This is a genomic window from Ruegeria sp. YTSA226 (assembly GCF_059609905.1).
The window spans coordinates 129,231-147,585 of record NZ_JBXWMQ010000004.1 but is presented as its reverse complement, the minus strand read 5'-3'; the positions used below and the strand labels follow the sequence as shown (position 1 = coordinate 147,585).

21 protein-coding genes, 1 other RNA gene and 1 pseudogene are annotated in these 18,355 nt (G+C 58.4%); 14 read left to right on the top strand and 9 right to left on the bottom strand.

The window, feature by feature from the left end:
• Positions 1–141: 141 nt before the first annotated feature.
• From AC2FFF_RS07780 to gatC, 7 genes are all read right to left on the bottom strand, one after another.
• Positions 142–660, bottom strand: coding sequence for a hypothetical protein (locus AC2FFF_RS07780; protein ID WP_142636739.1), 519 nt, complete (start codon positions 658–660; stop codon positions 142–144).
• A gap of 216 nt (positions 661–876) precedes the next feature.
• Complete coding sequence (gene rpmG / locus AC2FFF_RS07775; protein ID WP_007799108.1) at positions 877–1,044, bottom strand: 50S ribosomal protein L33; 168 nt, start codon at positions 1,042–1,044, stop codon at positions 877–879.
• Between the two features lie 281 nt (positions 1,045–1,325).
• Positions 1,326–1,741: RNase P RNA component class A (gene rnpB, locus AC2FFF_RS07770), an RNA gene on the bottom strand.
• Between the two features lie 123 nt (positions 1,742–1,864).
• Positions 1,865–2,581: an N-acetylmuramoyl-L-alanine amidase gene (locus tag AC2FFF_RS07765; RefSeq protein ID WP_496882922.1), complete on the bottom strand. Its 717-nt coding sequence runs from the start codon at positions 2,579–2,581 to the stop codon at positions 1,865–1,867.
• Complete coding sequence (locus AC2FFF_RS07760; protein ID WP_142636737.1) at positions 2,532–3,224, bottom strand: hypothetical protein; 693 nt, start codon at positions 3,222–3,224, stop codon at positions 2,532–2,534. The genes AC2FFF_RS07765 and AC2FFF_RS07760 overlap by 50 nt, the downstream gene beginning before the upstream one ends.
• Positions 3,225–3,263: 39 nt before the next feature.
• Positions 3,264–4,751, bottom strand: a complete 1,488-nt coding sequence (gene gatA / locus AC2FFF_RS07755; RefSeq protein ID WP_271949391.1) for an Asp-tRNA(Asn)/Glu-tRNA(Gln) amidotransferase subunit GatA — start codon at positions 4,749–4,751, stop codon at positions 3,264–3,266.
• A gap of 3 nt (positions 4,752–4,754) precedes the next feature.
• The gene (gatC, locus tag AC2FFF_RS07750) at positions 4,755–5,042 is read right to left on the bottom strand and encodes an Asp-tRNA(Asn)/Glu-tRNA(Gln) amidotransferase subunit GatC (RefSeq protein WP_142636734.1); all 288 of its coding nucleotides are present in this window, start codon (positions 5,040–5,042) and stop codon (positions 4,755–4,757) included.
• A gap of 228 nt (positions 5,043–5,270) precedes the next feature.
• Between gatC and AC2FFF_RS07745 the strand changes: the two genes are divergently transcribed.
• On the top strand, positions 5,271–5,429 hold the full coding sequence (locus AC2FFF_RS07745) for a hypothetical protein (protein WP_185956681.1): 159 nt from the start codon (positions 5,271–5,273) through the stop codon (positions 5,427–5,429).
• A gap of 135 nt (positions 5,430–5,564) precedes the next feature.
• Positions 5,565–6,128, top strand: coding sequence for a DUF4202 domain-containing protein (locus tag AC2FFF_RS07740; protein WP_281972715.1), 564 nt, complete (start codon positions 5,565–5,567; stop codon positions 6,126–6,128).
• Here the strand turns inward: AC2FFF_RS07740 and AC2FFF_RS07735 are convergent.
• The gene (locus AC2FFF_RS07735) at positions 6,119–6,775 is read right to left on the bottom strand and encodes a ceramidase domain-containing protein (RefSeq protein WP_281972714.1); all 657 of its coding nucleotides are present in this window, start codon (positions 6,773–6,775) and stop codon (positions 6,119–6,121) included. The genes AC2FFF_RS07740 and AC2FFF_RS07735 overlap by 10 nt on opposite strands.
• Positions 6,776–6,833: 58 nt before the next feature.
• On the opposite strand from AC2FFF_RS07735, the gene AC2FFF_RS07730 reads away from it, so the two are divergent.
• Together AC2FFF_RS07730 and AC2FFF_RS07725 are read left to right on the top strand one after the other, a co-directional pair.
• Complete coding sequence (locus AC2FFF_RS07730) at positions 6,834–7,526, top strand: metal-dependent hydrolase (RefSeq protein WP_281972713.1); 693 nt, start codon at positions 6,834–6,836, stop codon at positions 7,524–7,526.
• 7 nt (positions 7,527–7,533) lie between these two features.
• Entirely contained in the window at positions 7,534–8,511 is a 978-nt protein-coding gene (locus tag AC2FFF_RS07725) for a nuclear transport factor 2 family protein (RefSeq protein WP_281972712.1), read from the top strand.
• 25 nt (positions 8,512–8,536) lie between these two features.
• Here the strand turns inward: AC2FFF_RS07725 and AC2FFF_RS07720 are convergent, their stop codons facing one another.
• Positions 8,537–8,992, bottom strand: coding sequence for a nucleoside deaminase (locus tag AC2FFF_RS07720; RefSeq protein ID WP_281972711.1), 456 nt, complete (start codon positions 8,990–8,992; stop codon positions 8,537–8,539).
• Between the two features lie 61 nt (positions 8,993–9,053).
• Between AC2FFF_RS07720 and AC2FFF_RS07715 the strand changes: the two are divergent.
• From AC2FFF_RS07715 to AC2FFF_RS07670, 10 genes and pseudogenes are all read left to right on the top strand, one after another.
• Positions 9,054–9,860 (top strand): annotated as a pseudogene (locus AC2FFF_RS07715) (pseudouridine synthase); the annotation flags it as partial.
• Between the two features lie 177 nt (positions 9,861–10,037).
• Positions 10,038–10,952 carry a 5-bromo-4-chloroindolyl phosphate hydrolysis family protein gene (locus AC2FFF_RS07710; protein WP_281972709.1) on the top strand — a complete coding sequence of 305 codons (915 nt, stop codon included), beginning with the start codon at positions 10,038–10,040 and terminating at the stop codon, positions 10,950–10,952.
• A 31-nt stretch (positions 10,953–10,983) separates the two neighbouring features.
• Positions 10,984–12,174, top strand: coding sequence for a toxic anion resistance protein (locus AC2FFF_RS07705; protein ID WP_281994942.1), 1,191 nt, complete (start codon positions 10,984–10,986; stop codon positions 12,172–12,174).
• On the top strand, positions 12,143–13,147 hold the full coding sequence (locus AC2FFF_RS07700) for a DUF2927 domain-containing protein (RefSeq protein ID WP_271949375.1): 1,005 nt from the start codon (positions 12,143–12,145) through the stop codon (positions 13,145–13,147). The genes AC2FFF_RS07705 and AC2FFF_RS07700 overlap by 32 nt, the downstream gene beginning before the upstream one ends.
• A gap of 22 nt (positions 13,148–13,169) precedes the next feature.
• Positions 13,170–14,318, top strand: a complete 1,149-nt coding sequence (locus AC2FFF_RS07695; protein WP_281994943.1) for an SPFH domain-containing protein — start codon at positions 13,170–13,172, stop codon at positions 14,316–14,318.
• Positions 14,319–14,383: 65 nt separating this feature from the next.
• Positions 14,384–14,875: a cytochrome b gene (locus tag AC2FFF_RS07690; protein ID WP_281994944.1), complete on the top strand. Its 492-nt coding sequence runs from the start codon at positions 14,384–14,386 to the stop codon at positions 14,873–14,875.
• An 18-nt stretch (positions 14,876–14,893) separates the two neighbouring features.
• The gene (locus AC2FFF_RS07685; RefSeq protein WP_281972708.1) at positions 14,894–16,003 is read left to right on the top strand and encodes a TFIIB-type zinc finger domain-containing protein; all 1,110 of its coding nucleotides are present in this window, start codon (positions 14,894–14,896) and stop codon (positions 16,001–16,003) included.
• Positions 16,004–16,088: 85 nt separating this feature from the next.
• Complete coding sequence (locus AC2FFF_RS07680; protein ID WP_271949366.1) at positions 16,089–16,757, top strand: nitroreductase; 669 nt, start codon at positions 16,089–16,091, stop codon at positions 16,755–16,757.
• A 20-nt stretch (positions 16,758–16,777) separates the two neighbouring features.
• Positions 16,778–17,215 (top strand): D-aminoacyl-tRNA deacylase, encoded by a 438-nt coding sequence (gene dtd, locus AC2FFF_RS07675; RefSeq protein ID WP_271949362.1) that lies wholly within the window; start codon positions 16,778–16,780, stop codon positions 17,213–17,215.
• A complete protein-coding gene (locus tag AC2FFF_RS07670; protein WP_281972706.1) occupies positions 17,215–18,318 on the top strand; it encodes a glycerate kinase type-2 family protein in 1,104 nt (367 codons plus the stop codon). Before dtd ends, AC2FFF_RS07670 begins: the two co-directional genes overlap by 1 nt.
• Positions 18,319–18,355: the final 37 nt, after the last annotated feature.

Sequence of the window (18,355 nt, the reverse complement as noted above, 5' to 3'; positions counted from 1 at the left end):
ACAGGGCGGGTCCGAAACGACCCGCCCTTTTCTTTTGCGGCCTGCAGCAGGTCGCCCTGCGGTCAGCTCCTCGCCACGTGCTCCCAAAAAGAAAGGCCCCGTCCTGATGACGAGGCCTTGGAATTGAAAGCGAACGGAACTTTAGCTGCAGTTCAACTGAACAGCAAATCCGGAACTGCGCTTTTCTGAACCTTTGCGATAAACGTCGCCGACAGGCAAGCAGCCAGTGAATTGTTCGGCGCCAGTACCAAAGTTTGCACCAATCGTATTCGGAACCCTGGTGCGGCTATTTTCGGTACGCACGACGCCGAAAAGCGTTCCGTTCACTTCAACAGTGCTCAGGAACAGGTTTGTATCTGAGCCAGAAACGACTACTGCGCTGGTATCGCTGCGCGCGCCATTTTCTATTGCAACACGTGCAATTTTACCCGGATCGGTCTCGTCCGTTGAAACTCGGACCGGGGGTAGCTCTGCCAACTCGGCCGGAACATTGGTGGACTCTGGAACAAACGCCGCCGCACCCGGCACTTCGCTGATGCTCCGCGGCTCACCATCAATGCCCGTAAAGCCAACACCCTCGCGGTTATAGGGGTCTTCACAGGCTGCGAGAGCCAGAATAGTTGCTGTGGATAACAAGATTTTTTTCATGACGGCCAACATTTTGGAACGGTTAGCTCAAGCGTAGTTGCAATACATTCCAAAAAGCAACCCAGCGGGCAAACGAATGCCTCGGCTGCTGATGCTTAGCTGCAACGGCCTCCAAGCGCGCTCCGGCTGCCTTGAGCCGATAGATTCAGGTATGAAACATCGTCGCGCAAACGAAAAAGGCCCTGTCGAAACAGGACCCTTGTCATTCTGTCCAAGCAGGACGGCAGATTACTTGATCTTGCCTTCCTTGTACTCGACATGCTTCCGAACGACCGGGTCGTATTTACGAACGGTCATTTTCTCGGTCATGGTGCGCGCGTTCTTTTTGGTCACATAGAAGTGGCCCGTGCCCGCGGTCGAGTTCAGACGGATCTTGATTGTCGTCGGCTTCGCCATGGTTATCTCCTGCGTCCGAAAAGGCAGGGGCCTTTCGGTTGAATTCCTATGAGCGTGCGCTTTTACCCGGTCATGCAGCCGAGTCAACCTGAATTCGGGTAGATCGGCGCAGATTTCATCAAAACACAAGATCGTCCCTGCCCCCAGCTTATCGCAGACCTTAACGCGGCCATTTCGGCCACAAGGGATGCCAGCTCAGCAGCCACAGCAAGACCTGTATCAAAGGATGACTCCAGCCGTGACCCACCTGTGGAACAACGCGATTCGTCTTAGCAATATTAACGCGCGGAGGGCCTGTAAGCCGGATCTTGTTCCAGGGTTGCCCCCTTCGATGACCATTCCTCTAGGCCGTGCATTGCTGCACGGCTCAAGCTGCCAACCCGGTCCCTCTCGGCCAAGACGCACTTAGCGGCGGTATCGGCGGACGCCGACCTGCCCGCGTGGGGACCCTATTTGGCATTGCTCCCAGTGGGGCTTGCCGTGCCACCCCTGTTGCCAGGGGCGCGGTGGGCTCTTACCCCACCGTTTCACCCTTACCACGTTTTGCCGGAGGCGAACCTTCGACACGTCGTGGCGGTCTGATTTCTGTGGCGCTTTCCGTCGGGTTGCCCCGCCCGGGCGTTACCCGGCACCGTTGTCTTGTGGAGTCCGGACTTTCCTCTCGGGCTTGCACCCCAGCGGCCATCCGGCCCTCCGCGCGGAGACGTGGGTATGCGCAGTGTCAGGCCGCGTCAAGGGCCGATAGGGCGTTAAGGGGCAGCCCCTTCTTGGCCTGCGGTCAATTCAGCCCCGAGATATTTTTGGCCAGATGAAAAGCCGATCAGGTCCAGAGCGCCGCATGGCCGAGCGGGGTGAAATCCGCAGGTTCCAACGGGCCTTTGGCCCAAGGGCGGTATCTGAGACGCACGGTGGCAAGCAGTGTGTCGTCGTCCGTTTCGGGCGAAAAGCCCATCTGTTGCGCCAACGCACGGAACAGCGGCATCGAGGCCTCTTGCGGGCCGTCATCCTGGCCACGTTGGCCAGCAAAATTGAGATGTTCGAGCCGTTGCCAGGGAAAGCGCGGGCCGGGGTCGACCTTGCGCCCCGGAGCCATGTCGGAATGGCCGATAACCCCGTCCGGTGCAATCGCCCATCGGGCCATGATACGGGCCAGAAGCCACTCAAGCGTGGTCATCTGAGGTTCGGGAAAAGGATGGGTGCCAAGATTGTCCAGCTCGATCCCAATCGAACGCGAATTGATATCAGTTCGCCCGCGCCATTCCCCTGCCCCGGCGTGCCAGGCCCGGTCCTCTTCGCGCACCAATTGCCAAAGCGTGCCATCGGAACCGATCAGGTAATGCGCAGAGACTTCGAAGGCCGGGTCACACAAGCGATCCAGCGCAGCCTGTGCACTGTCCATTGCGGTGTAGTGCAAAACGATCAATGACGGCGTCAGCCCATCCCGGCGATCTCCGAAATTGGGGGATGGGTGCCAGATGGGCTTTGGATCAGTTGTTGACGGCACTGCGGAACGGGCTGGGGTCCCAGCCGCAAGCATATCCGTCGCCATCAGGGTCCAGCCCCTTGCGGTCCTTCTGGGGACCGCCATTTGACAGGAACTCGATCTGCGCCTGGTCCGCCGATGGGAATTTCGCGCAATTCCGCTGTGCCTTGGCCTGCAGGTTGAACCCTGCACGGCTGTAAAGCTGGGCACCGACCGGATTGGATGTGCTCAGCGCGTATTGGACGATGTTTGGCTGACCATCCGCTCCGCGTTGCGGAACCGCGGTTGGGGCGACAACCTCATAGGTTTGGCTGTTCTGTTCGATTCGAGCAGCATCGGTTTCGATACTGCGACGTTCAGAAACCGCAGCAAAATCCTGTTCGTCAGAGATGCCGCTGTTGCTCGCAGTCCGCACCGATGCTGAAGCGGCGGTCGCCTGCGTCGAGGTGCTTGCAAGCGCTGCAGCAGTGGCCGTGGCCAGGTCAGCACCATCCGCGCCCGATGTGGGCGACCCCAGAGGTTGTTGCGAGACCTCATAGGGTTCCGGCAGAGGGCTTCCGGTGCCGCCCTGCCCTGCCAGCTCAGCTTCTCTTTGCGCCTGATAAGTCGGGGTGTTGAACCCTGTACCCTGAACCGGGGCCACCGTGTTACAGGCGGCCATCAACCCGATTGCGGGGATCAGAATCGAAAAGCGCATCCAGCTGCTCCGTTCTACGTTGTCTTGTTGATCAGAGGATTACCACCATTTCCCCGGCTTGGCCACAAAGCCCGCAGCGCTTTCCAGCGCATAGGCCGTGTTCAGCAAATCGCCTTCGTCCCATGGACGGCCAATCAGCTGCAGACCAAGCGGCAAACCCTGAGAATCAAGACCTGCAGGAACCGAAATGCCCGGCAAACCAGCAAGGTTGACCGTCACGGTAAAGACGTCGTTCAGATACATCTGAACCGGATCCGCCTCGGTCATTTCGCCCAGTCCGAACGACGCCGACGGCGTGGCCGGGGTCAGGATGGCGTCGACACCGGCGGCGAAGACGTCCTCGAAATCTTTCTTGATCAGGGTACGGACCTTGCGGGCGCGGTTATAATAGGCGTCATAGAAACCCGCCGACAGAACATATGTCCCGACCATCACCCGGCGCTGCACCTCGTGCCCGAAGCCTTCGGCGCGGGTCTTTTCGTACATCTCGGTGATGCCGTCGCCCTGCCCTATCTGCGCGCGGCGGCCATAGCGGACACCATCATAGCGCGCCAGGTTCGAGGACGCCTCGGCAGGCGCAATCACGTAATAGGCGGGCAGCGCGTATTTGGTATGCGGCAGAGAGATGTCGACGATCTCGGCCCCTGCGTCCTTCAGCATCGCCGCGCCATCTGCCCAGAGTTTTTCGATCTCGGCGGGCATGCCGTCCATCCGGTATTCCTTGGGGATACCGATCTTCTTACCCTTGATGTCGCCGGTCAGCATGGCCTCGAAATTCGGGACGGCCAACTCGGCGCTGGTGGAATCCTTGGGGTCATGACCGCACATGGTTTCCAGCATGATCGCCGCGTCGCGGACATTCTTGGTCATCGGTCCGGCCTGATCCAGTGAGGATGCAAAGGCCACGATGCCCCAGCGCGAACACCGGCCATAGGTCGGCTTGATGCCAGTAATCCCGACAAAAGCCGCTGGTTGACGGATCGAGCCGCCAGTATCGGTGCCAGTGGCGGCCAGACACAGATCAGCTGACACCGCCGAAGCCGATCCGCCGGAGGACCCGCCCGGTGTCAGCTGTGCGTCGTCATTGCCACGGCGCCACGGGCTGACCGCATTGCCATAGACCGAAGTTTCGTTGCTGCTGCCCATGGCAAACTCGTCCATGTTCAGCTTGCCCAGCATCACGGCACCCGCGTCGGCCAGTTGCTGCGAAACGGTAGATTCGTATTCAGGTTTGAAGCCTTCAAGAATCTTTGAGGCTGCCTGCGAGGGCACGCCCTTGGTGCAGAATAGGTCCTTGATGCCGATCGGCAGACCACACATCGACGGCGCATCACCCGCTTTGATGCGCGCGTCCGCTGCCTTGGCACGTTCTATCGCGATCTCGGGGGTTTTATGAACAAAAGCGTTCAGCGCATCTGCTGCATCAATGGCGGTCAAGCAGGCTTCGGTCAGCTCGACCGAGGTGACATCACCGGCACGCAGCGCGTCGCGGGCTTCGGCCAGGCCCAGTTTGTTCAGATCGCTCATGTCTTACTCCACCACTTTGGGGACTGCGAAAAAACCTTCGCGTGCGTCGGGGGCATTGGCCAGAACCTTGTCCTGCTGGTTGCCGTCGGTGACCACATCCTGGCGGCGCTTCAGGCGCATCGGTTCGACCGAAACCATCGGCTCTACACCGTCGACATCCACTTCATTCAACTGTTCGATGAACCCAAGAATGGTGTTGAACTCGGATGCCAGCGCAGGCAGCGCGTCATCCTCGACCTTGATCCGGGCCAGTTTGGCCACCTTTGCGGCGGTGCTTTGGTCAATCGACATCGGAAAACCTCATATGCGTCAGGGGGCATTTACCTGTCTGATGCCTCGGTCGCAAGGGTAGCAGGCGGTTGTTCTGCCCCTTCTATGCAAGGAGGCGGCGACAGCCATACAAAAATGCATAGCGCCTATGCACAAAAGTAAACCAATTAGTTCAGAATCCGCCTTGAAAAAGTGAACTGCGCCGTTCACTTCTTACAGCATGGCACAGCCACTAACTGGAGTAAGATGATGAAAACGCTCATGACCGCATTTGTGTTGGCCACTACTGTTCTTGCTACGCAAGCTCAGGCATTCGGACCCACCATGGGTTCGCTAACCCGCGACCTGTCTTTCCCCGATCAGGTTTCCGAACCAGTTACACAGGACAAAACGAAGCTGGGTAACTGACGCCACAACTTCGTCCGGGTCGGATCCCCCTCTCCGACCCGGAATTTCGCATTTGACTGCTGCGTTTGATTTGCCGACTCGCTACGATGCGTCCGAACACACCGCCGGATTTCCGGCAAGCCCACGGAGCATAGAATGAGCGCGCGAAAACAGGCAGTCCTGGACGCAATCGACGCAGCCAACACCCAAGATCCAACCTTAGAGAACGGCCAACCCGCAGCGTTGCTTTACGGACAACGCATGAGCGCTGAACTGGCCAGGCTTTTTCCCGATGCATCGAACTCGCTTGAGATCGCCGCACGCGGGCAACATGTTGAACGCTGGAAGCTGGCCCGAAGTGAATATCCCGAAGGGCGCGCCGGGTATCTGGCTTGGCGCAAGGCGCAGGGCGAACACCATGCGCAAACCGTCATGACCTTGATGAAGCAGTGCGGATTTGAAGAGAACGAAATCCAAGACGCCGGACGCATGGTGCGCAAGCAGGGTATCAAACGTGACAACGAGGTGCAGGCGCTGGAAGATGTGGCCTGTTTTGTGTTCCTCAAATGGTATTTCGCTCCCTTCGCCGCAAAGCACTCGCAGGAAAAAATCCTCAGCATTGTCGAGAAAACCGCGCGTAAGATGTCATCCGATGCACGCACCAGGGTTCTGGCCGAATTTGACCTGCCCGCAGAACTGGCTGCTGCGTTTCAGGCCTGAGACGCACGGCTTAGGTGCCTGCGGTAGACTTCGATCATCCAGCCCAACATCGTGGCGTTCAGGATGTGCCACAGAAAATGCGTACCAGTCGGGAATTGCGTGCAAATCGGTGCGTCCAAAGCGCGAAAGGTAATCGACACGATCAGGATCACTGCGCCGGTCGCCAGCCCGCGGGCGGTATCAGGCCGGCGTTTCGACAACAGGATTGCGTAAATCAGGATCAATAGCGGCACCGGAGCATAGGCGGCCGATCCGCCCAGACCCGGAATCAGTTGGAACACCGGAATCGTCAAAGCGGCATATGGCACAAACAGGGCCGCGCCGATCCCCGCGTAAAGCGGCCGCAACTGCCAGACGTCGCGATTCATTGCAAAAATATAGGTCAGAATAAAAAGCAGGATGGGTGCAGTATCCGCCAACGCGGACCAGACCTGTGCATGGGTGTGAAACAAATAACTGCCAATTCCGATGCCGACCAGGATAACCACAAGCATTTTTGCCAATGGCATCCCCGGCCCGCGCACCCGCCGCCACATAATGAAAGCCGCAATCAAAAAGGCGGTATTCGTAACCGCATTTATCGGCTCTGCCCAATAGGCAGGCGATAAACGCTCACAATAGCTGTCAATTTCCCGAAACCAATCCATGAAATTTTACATACCCGATGCTAGTCTGCTGCCAACAGTTCATTTGGGAGTGCTTTTCATGAATATCATCTGGCTTGGGCATGGCAGCTTTCGCATTGAAACAGCAGGACAGGTTCTGCTGATCGACCCTTGGCTGACCGGCAACCCCGTTTTGCCTGAAGATCAGCATGACGCTGCTTTGGAAGGCGCGACACATATCCTGCTGACACACACGCATTTCGATCATGTCGTTGACATTGTCTCATTGGCCAAACATCTGAACGTCCCCGTGGTCGGTCAGTATGACCTGATGGGGTACTGGAGCGAAGCTGAAGGTCTGGAAACAGTCGGCTTCAACAAAGGCGGCACGGTCAACCTGAACGGTGTTATGGTCTCGATGGTACCCGCCTCGCACAGCTCGACATTTTCAACCCCAGACGGGCTGCGCACCGGCGGCAGCGAGGTCGGTTTCATGATCTCATCCGAGGGGCACATGCTCTATGTTTCGGGCGACACCGATATCATGGCCGATATGGACTGGATGGGGGATTACTATAAACCCGATATAGGTATCCTGTCCGCAGGGGGCCACTTTACCATGGACATGAAAGGCGCCGCCTATGCTGCAAAGCGCTATTTCAATTTCAAAACCGTGATTCCCTGCCATTACAAGACCTTCCCGATTCTGGAACAATCCGCGCAGGTGCTGGCGGACGGTTTGCCGGGTGTCGAGGTGATCGAACCGCAGCTGATGCAAGCCATCAAGCTGTAGCCGCTTGATGAGTAACGCGGTAACACCCTCTCCAGAACTGGTCGCCGTCATACGGCGCTGGAATGATGCGGTTCGCCTCAAGGATCGCGCCGCGCTGATGAACCTGCTCTCGTCATCTGAACATCTGCGGTATCAGGGGTCGGCAGATGGCGAAAGCTGGTCCGGACAGGTGTTCCGCCGGGGCTTTGCCGACCACACCCGTGAAATTCCGGATTTCAGCTGGGACGAACATTCGCTCGAGGCGTTTGAATGCGGTGACATAGGATGGGCCCATTGCGAAGCAACACTTGCATTCACATCAAACGGCAAAGCCACGCTCCATAGGTTCACCTTTGTATTGCATCTGGAAAACGGTGTCTGGAAGATGATCCAGATGCATGTCTCCAACCCGACTTCGAACATGGAGAAAATCGGGATCGAGCATGAAGCGCTGAACGCATTGATCGCGGCAGCTCGGCAGGAATTCACTCAGGATCAACAAGAGGGCGCGGCTTCGGTCATGTTTACTGATATCGCGGGTTCTTCTGAAATCACGCGTCAGGTCGGAGATCACAAATGGACCGCGCTCATATCCAGCCATTTCGATCTGGCTGAAAATCTAATTCACACCCATGGCGGCCGACTGGTCAAATCACTTGGGGATGGCACGATGTCGATCTTCTCCTCTGTCCACGACGCGATCCAAGCGGCGACCGAATTCCAAAGGGAAAATGCGGCCCTACAGTCGGATATACCCTTGGGTCTTCGGGTTGGCATTCATACCGGCGATGTCATTCAGCGGGACGAGGATTTCTTTGGATCGGTGGTCAATAAGGCCGCACGGGTGACTGGCCTTTGTGGCGCGAATGAAATTCTTGTCACCGACGTTACCCGATTGCTGCTGGGCGCGACCGCCGGGCTACAGTTCAGCGCTCCGATTTCCGCTCAACTAAAGGGGTTCGGTGGGCCACAGACGGTCTATCGCGTGGACTGGGCCAAACCCTAGCACCGCAGGCCGGTCCCAACCCAGATTATTTACTGTCCCTCTTTTTGGTGAAGAATTCGCGCAGCAGGGCTTCGCAATCCTTGGCGGCAATACCGTCAAACACTTCGGGTTTATGGTGCGACTGTGGATGGGAAAACACCCGCGCCCCGTGAGCTACCCCACCCGATTTGGGATCAGAGGCCCCGTAATAGATCCGCCGAACACGAGCGGCGGCCAAAGCCGCGGCGCACATCGCGCAGGGTTCCAGTGTGACATAGATGTCGTGGTCAATCAGGCGTTCCGATCCGGTCGCAGCACAGGCGGCGCGCAGGGCCAGAATCTCGGCATGTGCGGTTGGGTCGTGCAACTCGCGTGTCTGATTCCCTGCCACGGCGACAACCCGGTCGCCCAGCACGATAGCAGCCCCTACCGGAACTTCGCCGCGTTCACCGGCTTCGCGCGCCTGCTCAAGCGCGATATCCATGTACGATTTGAACTCCATGCCTCTGACTGCATCAGAAACCTGCCTTTCGCAAGGCGGCGGGATGCGCTATGGGCTGCAAATGACTAATACCCCTCCTCCAGGCGACCGGATCGCCAAAGTCCTTGCCCGCGCTGGCGTCGCCTCGCGCCGGGAAGCGGAACGCATGATCGAAGCAGGTCGTGTGGTTGTGAACGGCAAGACCATCGACAGCCCCGCGCTGAACGTTACCGCCAAAGACAAGATCACCGTCGACGGCAAGCCGGTGTCCGAGCCGGAACCGTCACGTCTTTGGCTGTACCACAAGCCACCCGGTCTGGTTACGACGACGAAGGACGAAAAAGGCCGCGCGACGATCTTCGACAAGTTGCCCGAGGACATGCCCCGCGTCATGAGCGTCGGGCGGCTTGACCTGAACTCGGAAGGGTTGCTGTTGCTGACAAATGATGGCGGCATCAAGCGCAAGCTGGAACTGCCTGCCACCGGATGGCTGCGCAGATACCGCGTCCGTGTAAACGGGCGTCCAAAAGACGAGGATTTCGCGCCGCTCCGAAAGGGGCTGGTGATCGAGGGTGAACGGTTCCAACCGATGGAAGTAACACTCGATCGGCAACAGGGCGCAAACGCCTGGCTGACCATTGGCCTGCGCGAAGGTAAAAATCGCGAAATCCGCCGCGCGATCGAGGATATCGGCTTTGCCGTGAACCGGTTGCTGCGCGTCTCGTACGGCCCGTTTCAGTTGGGCAAACTGAAACCCGGAGAGGTCGAGGAAATTCGCCGCCGGGTCATGCGTGATCAGCTTGGTCTTGAGGCTGAGCCCGAGGCTCCGGCCAAACGCCCTGCACGACCACAGCGCAAACGGCCTCCGATCGGCAAGAAATCTCGCAAATGATAAGGGTTAGGTAACCTTCCCCCTAGCGCCGGGGCCGCGCATCCCCTAAGTTTTCCGCAAAGAGAAACTCAGGGAGCATCATGTCCGGGTCCGGAGTACAAAAACTGGCCTACGTGGCCTTATTGGTTCTGTTGTTCGGCGTCTGCACCGGGTTACTGGGAGGGCTGTAAGCACATGGCCAAACGCTTTGGCGGCAAATACAGCCCACACGACTCAGATTCGTCGACAGATCAACCGGCGCGCGGTCAGTTTGATGGCGCGCGCGTAGAACCGGCTGGCGCGCGAGCTAATATACTGTTTATCCCGGCTGTTCCATTGGTGTTTCTGTCGCTGAACGACGGTGCAATCGGGATGACCATTGGACTTGTTGCCGCTGGTTTGCTGACCGGGGCGGCCTTTCTGCTGCGCGAAGGGTTGCGGGCCGAAGCGGCCTATAACGCGCGGCGCACAGCCCGGCGCCCGGCAATTCCCCGCAAGATATTTTCCAGCGTTCTGACCGGCCTTGGGGCTGGATTGGCCTCATACCGATCCGAGTTTCTCGATGCGGCAACCGTGTCTGACGCCAGCCTCATCGCCCCAGTTTTATTCGGCACCGCCGCTGCTGTGTTGCATTCCGTTTCCTTCGGCCTGGACCCTATGTCAGACAAAGGCATGGAAGGCATCGATACCTTTCAGCAGGACCGTGTCGCACGGGTAGTCGAAGACGCTGAGGCGCATCTGACCGAAATGACCGACGCCATCAAACGTGCTGGGGACCGCCGGATCGAAGCGCGGGTCGAGCGATTTCAGGAAACTGCCCGCGATTTGTTTCGCACCGTCGAAGAAGACCCGCGCGATCTGGCCGGAGCAAGAAAATACCTGACCGTCTATCTGCAGGGTGCCCGTGACGCGACGGTCAAATTCTCGGATGTTTATGCCAGAACACGTGATGCACAGTCGCTGCAGAATTACTCGTCTCTACTGGATGACCTGGAACAGAATTTCTCTGCCAGGACCCGTAAGATGCTATTGGATGACCGCAGCGATCTGACGGTTGAAATTGACGTGCTGCGCGAACGGTTGCAGCGCGAAGGCGTTCGGTTGGACTGACCGGCCCAAAGTATACAGAGAGGATTACCCCATGTCCGAGGAAGTAAAGAACAAGGCAGTCGAAGCCGAAACGCTGGTACAGGAAGTGACCGCCGTAGCCCTGCCCGACCCCACGGCGGAAGTTGTCCTTCTGAAAGAGGCCGACGAGCCTGTAGGTGCTGAAATTCGTAAACGCATGGGCGAGATCGACATGGGGAACACGAATTCCATCGTGTCCTTCGGCTCGGGTGCGCAGGCCGAGTTGCAGGAAATCAGCCAGGCGATGCTGGCGGATGTCCGCAACAAGGATGTCGGTCCGGCAGGTGACAGCCTGCGTAATATCGTGACCACGATCCGTGGATTCTCGGTCAGCGAACTCGACGTGCGGCGCGAGCGTAGCTGGTGGGAAAAACTGTTGGGCAAGGCCGCCCCGTTCGCCAAGTTCACCGCCCAATACGAACAGGTTCAAGGCCAGATCGACCGGATCACGGATGACTTGCTTTCGCATGAACATACGCTGTTGAAGGACATCAAGTCCCTGGACATCCTGTATGAAAAAACCTTGGGCTTTTATGATGAGCTGGCGCTTTACATCGCAGCCGGCGAAGAGAAGTTGAACGAACTGGACAGCCGGGACATTCCTCAGAAAGAGGCCGAGGTTCAGGCCGCGCCCGAAGAGGATCAGGTGATGAAAGCGCAGGAGCTGCGCGATTTGCGTGCTGCGCGCGATGATCTGGAACGCCGGGTGCATGATCTGAAGCTGACGCGACAGGTCACCATGCAGTCGCTGCCCTCGATCCGTCTGGTTCAGGAAAATGACAAATCCCTGGTGACCAAGATCAACTCGACCCTAGTGAACACCGTGCCGCTCTGGGAAACCCAGCTGGCTCAAGCCGTCACCATTCAGCGCAGCGCCGAGGCCGCCGCCGCCGTGCGCGATGCGAATGACCTAACCAACGACCTTCTGACTGCGAATGCCGCCAACCTGCGCGAGTCGAACAAGGTGATCCGTCAGGAAATGGAGCGCGGTGTCTTTGATATCGAGGCCGTAAAACAGGCCAATGCCGATCTGATCGGAACCATCAATGAAAGCCTGGAGATTGCGGATGAAGGCAAGGCCAAACGCGCCGCTGCCGAGCAAGAGCTGCAGAAGATGGAAACCGAACTGCGCGACACTTTGGCCGCAGCCAAAGCGCGCAAGGACGGTATCGGTGACAACGCCGGAACAGCTGTTCCGGGCTAATGGTGGATTGAAGGTGCGGTCACAGGGATATCTGAAGCCTGTATTGGGTCTGGTCGCATTGCTGGCGCTGGCCAACTGCGACGAGGCCCTGACGTCTTCGGTTGCCCCTCAACCGCGCCCCGTAGCCCCCCCAGCGCCTGCCCCTAATGCCTATGTACCTCCATCTGCGGCCAGTCAGGATCTTGCGCGGTTCTATCAGCGGGTAGAACGTGACCTGCTGACGCGTGGTATGCTGCGCAGCGATGGCGGCGGGCCGGACACACCCTATGATGCCAGCGATCTGGAGCGCAATTTCGAGACGATTGCCTTTTTCAACGAGTATCCAGATCACGCCGTCACCGCGACCACATACTCGACCGAGGGCCAGCTTAGCCGATGGTCCGCCCCCATCCGTGTTCAGACAGAATTCGCCCCGTCCGTGTCCCCCGAAATGCGGGCAAAGGATGCCAAACAGGTCGAGACCTTTACCGCGCGGCTGTCCAAAGTGACCGGTCATCCGATGTCTGTCGTTACCCGCAAGGCAAATTTCCATGTCTTTTTCGCGGGAAAGGATGACAGTGCATACGTGGTCTCCCGCCTGAAACAGCTTGTGCCGGGTATCGATCAGCCATTGCTTGACCTGGTTGCAAACCCGCGTTCAAATATTGACTGTTTTGTCATCGCGTCTCCGACCAACCGGTCCCTGCACCGGTTTGTTCGGGCGGTGGTGCTGATCCGTGCTGAATTGCCTGATATGCTGCGGCGCAGTTGCATCCACGAAGAAATGGCGCAGGGGCTGGGACTCTCCAATGACAGCAACGCTGCGCGACCATCCATCTTTAATGATGACGATGAATTTGCGCTGCTGACCAGCCATGACGAGAAATTACTGACAATGCTCTATGACCCGCGTCTTGAGCCTGGCGTGGCTGTCGAAGACGCGCGTCCCGTGGTGCGGATCATTGCGCGCGAACTGATGGGCCAGCAGCTGTGAGCCCAAGATAAGGAGACCCCAAATGGGTATTTTCGATTTTCTGACCGGCGAGTTCATCGACGTCATCCACTGGGTCGACGACACCCGCGATACGATGGTCTGGCGGTTCGAACGCGAGGGCCATGCGATCAAATACGGCGCCAAACTGACCGTGCGCGAAGGCCAGGCGGCCGTTTTCGTGCATGAGGGGCAGCTGGCGGATGTTTTCACTCCCGGTCTCTATATGCTTGAGACCAACAATATGCCGATCCTGACGACACTGCAGCATTGGGACCATGGCTTTCAGTCTCCGTTCAAATCCGAGATTTATTTCGTCAACACGACTCGCTTCAATGACCTGAAATGGGGCACCAAGAACCCGATCATGCTGCGCGATCCGGAATTCGGACCGACCCGCATTCGCGCTTTCGGTACTTATACAACCCGGGTCAAAGACCCAGCAAAATTCATGATCGAAATCGTCGGCACCGATGGTGAGTTCACGATGGACGAGATCAGCTTTCAGGTGCGCAATATCATCGTTCAGGAATTCAGCCGGGTCATCGCAGGATCAGGCATTCCGGTTCTGGACATGGCCGCCAATACCGCCGATCTGGGCAAGTTGATCGCGGCAGAAGTGACCCCGGTCTTGGACGGGTACGGGCTGGAGATGCCTGAATTTTACATCGAGAACATCTCACTGCCACCCGCAGTTGAAGCGGCGCTGGACAAGCGGACATCGATGGGGCTGGCTGGTGATCTGGGTAAATTCACCCAGTATTCAGCCGCTGAGGCGATGACAGCCGCGGCCAACAATCCCGGTCAGGGCGGTGGCATGGGCGCTGGCCTTGGCATGGGAATGGGCATGGCCATGGCACAGCAGATGTCGAACATGGCAGCGGGTCAGCCGAGCGGTCCGTGGGGCGGTTCCGCCCCCGCTGCCCAGCAACCTGCGGCGCATACGGCGCCTCCGCCGCCACCGCCAGTGGAACATGTCTGGCATATCGCCGTTGACGGGCAAACCAGCGGGCCATTTTCCAAGGCCAAGATGGGCCGCATGGCGACAGACGGAGAGATCACACGAGACACCCATGTCTGGACCGCCGGTCAGGACGGCTGGAAAAAGGCGGGTGAGGTACAGGAACTGGCGCAGTTGTTCACGATCTTGCCGCCGCCCCCGCCCGGAGCCTGAAGTGACGGAAAGCTTAGGCAGCAACGTTTAACGCGTATCCGCAACCTCTCTGAAAGAGCAAACGAATGTCTACTTTGGACCGCTACTCAAAGCCCCAAATCGTATTGCACTGGCTGATCGCTGTGATCATCATCGGCGAATGGATCAGCAGCGATGGCATGGGACGGGCCCTGCACGCCCGGCTCGAGGGCAACACGGTCTGGACAGAAGGGGCCACCCCTCATGTCTGGCTTGGCTGCATCGTCTTTGCGCTGATCCTGGTCCGCATCCTTCTTCGGTGGCGACAGGGCGCGCCTGCCCCGGTTGAGGAGAGCTCGGCCCTGATGGCGACCGCAGCAAAGTTGGGACATCTCTTGCTTTATGCGCTGATGGTCGCGGTGCCAATCTTCGGCATGTTGGCCTGGTTCGGGGGTATCCATGTTGCTGGTGAGGTCCACGAAACCGTGGGCAATGCCCTGTTGTTCGTCGCATTAGGTCACGCTGCCTTTGCCATCTGGCATCATTTCATCAAACGGGACGGGGTGCTGAACCGGATGCGCCTGTCCTCTGGCCGATAACGCAAATTCGAGACTTCAATGGCCCCTACCGACCCTAACATTGTAGACGAACACCGCTTTCCCTGCGATCAATGCGGGGCGGATTATCGGTTCAATCCCGGTGATGGTACGCTCACCTGTGACCATTGCGGTCACTCAGAGGCAATTGGCGCCGGACCGTGGGGCGGTTCCAGCCTGAAAGAGCTGGATTTCAACAGTGCGCTTTCGGATCAGCTGCCTGACGATGAGATCGAGGAAACGCGTGTTCTGACCTGCCCCAACTGTGCGGCTCAAGTTGAATTTGACCCGGCCACGCACGCAGCCGAATGCCCCTTTTGCGCAACCCCAGTAGTGACGGATACCGGCATCAGCCGTCACATCAAACCCCGCGGCGTGCTGCCCTTTGCGCTGGATGAACGCACTGCGCATAAGGCGATGGGAGACTGGCTGGGACGGTTATGGTTCGCCCCAAACGGGTTGAAGGATTATGCCCGCAAAGGGCGCAAGATGCAGGGTATCTATGTTCCATACTGGACCTTCGATGCGGATACGAAATCCACATATCGGGGCGAGCGCGGCATAGTTTACTATGAAACACGCAGCGTCATGCGCGATGGCAAGCGTGTACAGCAAAGGGTCGCCAAGGTGAGATGGTCCCCGAAATCGGGCCGGGTCGCACGGTTCTTTGATGACGTTCTGGTTTTGGCATCCCAGTCTTTGCCCAAGAAGTACACCGACGCGCTGGAACCCTGGGATTTACCCGCGTTGGAACCGTATCAGCCTGAGTACCTCGCCGGTTTTCGGGCCGAGGCCTATACAGTCGAATTGAATGACGGCTACACCGAAGCCCGCACACATATGTCCCGCGTGATAGAACGGGATGTACGCTTTGATATTGGTGGCGATCGGCAGCGCGTTCATGCGGTTGAGACCGATGTGCGGGATGTGACCTTCAAGCATGTCCTCCTGCCGATCTGGATGGCCGCCTACAAATATCGGGGGCAGACGTACAGGTTTGTAGTAAACGGCCGCACCGGGCGCGTTCAGGGGGAACGTCCCTGGTCAGCGCTCAAGATCTCTGTCGCCGTGTGCCTTGGCCTTTTGGTAGCTGCCGGTGTTGGTTACATGGTGGCAACCGGTCAGCAATGACGTGACCGGCTAACGGCATCAGCACTTGAACATCCGCCAGTCTGACCTCATCCTGCGCCCTGTCAACGCCGATGGGGAGGCCTGTGTGACACTATCCGCTCTGAACAGTCTACTGGATCAACGGCATTCCTGCCGCGCCTTCCTGTCTGACCCGGTGCCAAAGGATCAGATTAATCAGATCCTGACCAGCGCAGCCCGCGTTCCAAGCTGGTGCAATGCGCAGCCCTGGAACGTGACCATCACCAGCGGGCCAGAGACCGATAAGTTTCGGAAGGCTCTGCAGGATGAGGTAACCGCGGACACGCCATCCCCGGACCTGCCCTTTCCTGCCTCCTATTCGGGCATCTACCAGGAACGCCGCCGTGAATGCGGCTGGGCCCTTTACGAAGCCGTTGGCGTTGAACGCGGAGATCGCGCCGGGTCCACCCGGCAGATGATGGAGAATTTCGCCCTTTTCGGAGCGCCCCATTGTGCAATCATATCCAGCCCAACGGAACTCGGCGCTTATGGCGCGATGGATTGTGGTGGCTTTGTTACGGCCTTCACCCTGGCGGCGCAGGCTCTGGGCATAGCGACAATTCCGCAGGCCGCAGTGGCCAGCTATGGCCCTTTTCTGCACCGATATTTCAACATCCCGGATGACCGTCTGATCCTATGTGCGATCTCTTTCGGCTATGCAGACAAAGACCACCCGGCCAACAGGTTTAGAACCAGTCGCGCCGCGCCCGACGCGTTTGTCGAGTGGGTCGACTGACCATCAAATGGAGGAACCAAATGCGTGCGCTGTTGCAGAGGGTCTCGCTGGCAAAAGTCTCGGTCGAGGGTACGGTGATCGGACAAACCGGTCCGGGCCTGCTGATACTGGTTTGCGCGATGCAGGGGGATGACGACCAAAAGGCCGAACAGCTTGCTGCCAAGGTCTCAAAGCTGCGAATATTCAAGGATGAGGCCGGCAAGATGAACAGGTCGGTTCTGGATACGGGCGGCTCGGCCCTAGTAATCAGCCAGTTCACACTTGCCGCTGATACCTCGCGCGGGAACCGCCCGGGGTTTTCTGAAGCGGCACCGCCAGAGGTTGGAAAACGCTTGTATGAGGTTTTCGCGCATCGGCTAAGTGGTCTTGGCGTCCCTGTCGAAACCGGTCAATTCGGGGCGGATATGGCCGTCGAACTGGTCAATGACGGCCCGGTCACGATCTGGGTCGAAAGCTGATGGAGCAAAGGCAAACGGCAACCCGAATATGGCAGGCCGGGGTTGACGCGGTTGGTGGATATGCGGCGACGTTATCCGCCTTGAACGATGTAGAGCAACCCAACCAAATTCTGGCTGTCGGCAAAGCTGCGGCGGCGATGACCCGCGCAGCGCTGGACCATTTCGGCCCCCTCCCCGCGCTAGTTGTCACCAAGGATGGCCACGGGGACGCCCTGCCTGACCATGTCAGGGTGATCGAGGCCTCTCATCCCGTTCCTGATATCCGCAGTCTGCAAGCGGGCCGCGCACTGCGTGAGATGGTCCAGTCGATGGGATCATCTTCGCATTTGCTGCTGCTGGCTTCGGGCGGGGCCTCGTCTTTGGCTGAGGACCTTGTACCCGGCAAAACGCTGGCGAATCTGGAGCAGTTAAACCGAAAACTGCTGTCGGAAGGGTTGAATATCTCTGAAATGAACGCCGAACGGCGCAAACTGTCCCAAATCAAAGGGTCTGGCCTGTTGGCCCAGTTCAAAGGAGCGAAGGCGACTGTTCTGGCGATTTCCGATGTGCCCGGTGATGACCTGAACGTTATCGGATCGGGCATTGGCGCACTTCCTGAGCCGCGCGATTTTCAGGGAGTTGCGCACATCATTGCATCGAACAAGCATGCCCGTGCTGCCGCCGTCCGACAGGCCATGGCCGAGGGCGCACCCGTTCTAGCGAATGAGGAATGCCTGCACGATGACCTGAAAAGCATAGCAGCCCGTTTGGGGCCACGGCTGCGCGATATGCCCGAGGGCGTCATGGTTTTCGGTGGAGAGCCAACTGTCGTGCTGCCCAGAAATCCAGGCAAGGGTGGGCGCAATCAGGCCCTCGCTTTAGCGTTGGCCAGAGAAATCGCGGGTATTGCTGGGCTGACGCTGCTTGTCGGGGGCACCGACGGCACCGACGGGCCAACCCAGGCCGCGGGGGCGATTGTTGACGGGACCACCTGGGGCGATGGTGCGGAAAAGGCGCTGCGGGATGCTGACAGCAGCAGCTATCTGGAACGCGCAAATGCTCTTTTCGTCACCGGACCGACCGGAACCAACGTAATGGACCTTATTGTCGCAATCCGAGGCTGATTTGACGATTTTCACCTGCACCAAATCCCTTTTGGCC

Bases quoted from the DNA above. Each gene is read 5' to 3' on its own strand.
- AC2FFF_RS07705 (WP_281994942.1), top strand. From the start codon at position 10,984: ATGTCCGAGGAAGTAAAGAACAAGGCAGTCGAAGCCGAAACGCTGGTA.
- AC2FFF_RS07695 (WP_281994943.1), top strand. From the start codon at position 13,170: ATGGGTATTTTCGATTTTCTGACCGGCGAGTTCATCGACGTCATCCAC.
- gatA (WP_271949391.1), bottom strand. From the start codon at position 4,751: ATGAGCGATCTGAACAAACTGGGCCTGGCCGAAGCCCGCGACGCGCTG.
- AC2FFF_RS07670 (WP_281972706.1), top strand. From the start codon at position 17,215: ATGGAGCAAAGGCAAACGGCAACCCGAATATGGCAGGCCGGGGTTGAC.
- AC2FFF_RS07780 (WP_142636739.1), bottom strand. From the start codon at position 660: ATGTTGGCCGTCATGAAAAAAATCTTGTTATCCACAGCAACTATTCTG.
- AC2FFF_RS07710 (WP_281972709.1), top strand. From the start codon at position 10,038: ATGGCCAAACGCTTTGGCGGCAAATACAGCCCACACGACTCAGATTCG.
- AC2FFF_RS07730 (WP_281972713.1), top strand. From the start codon at position 6,834: ATGAATATCATCTGGCTTGGGCATGGCAGCTTTCGCATTGAAACAGCA.
- AC2FFF_RS07740 (WP_281972715.1), top strand. From the start codon at position 5,565: ATGAGCGCGCGAAAACAGGCAGTCCTGGACGCAATCGACGCAGCCAAC.
- rpmG (WP_007799108.1), bottom strand. From the start codon at position 1,044: ATGGCGAAGCCGACGACAATCAAGATCCGTCTGAACTCGACCGCGGGC.
- AC2FFF_RS07725 (WP_281972712.1), top strand. From the start codon at position 7,534: ATGAGTAACGCGGTAACACCCTCTCCAGAACTGGTCGCCGTCATACGG.
- gatC (WP_142636734.1), bottom strand. From the start codon at position 5,042: ATGTCGATTGACCAAAGCACCGCCGCAAAGGTGGCCAAACTGGCCCGG.
- AC2FFF_RS07765 (WP_496882922.1), bottom strand. From the start codon at position 2,581: ATGCTTGCGGCTGGGACCCCAGCCCGTTCCGCAGTGCCGTCAACAACT.
- AC2FFF_RS07685 (WP_281972708.1), top strand. From the start codon at position 14,894: ATGGCCCCTACCGACCCTAACATTGTAGACGAACACCGCTTTCCCTGC.
- AC2FFF_RS07745 (WP_185956681.1), top strand. From the start codon at position 5,271: ATGAAAACGCTCATGACCGCATTTGTGTTGGCCACTACTGTTCTTGCT.
- dtd (WP_271949362.1), top strand. From the start codon at position 16,778: ATGCGTGCGCTGTTGCAGAGGGTCTCGCTGGCAAAAGTCTCGGTCGAG.
- AC2FFF_RS07760 (WP_142636737.1), bottom strand. From the start codon at position 3,224: ATGCGCTTTTCGATTCTGATCCCCGCAATCGGGTTGATGGCCGCCTGT.
- AC2FFF_RS07735 (WP_281972714.1), bottom strand. From the start codon at position 6,775: ATGGATTGGTTTCGGGAAATTGACAGCTATTGTGAGCGTTTATCGCCT.
- AC2FFF_RS07720 (WP_281972711.1), bottom strand. From the start codon at position 8,992: ATGGAGTTCAAATCGTACATGGATATCGCGCTTGAGCAGGCGCGCGAA.
- AC2FFF_RS07690 (WP_281994944.1), top strand. From the start codon at position 14,384: ATGTCTACTTTGGACCGCTACTCAAAGCCCCAAATCGTATTGCACTGG.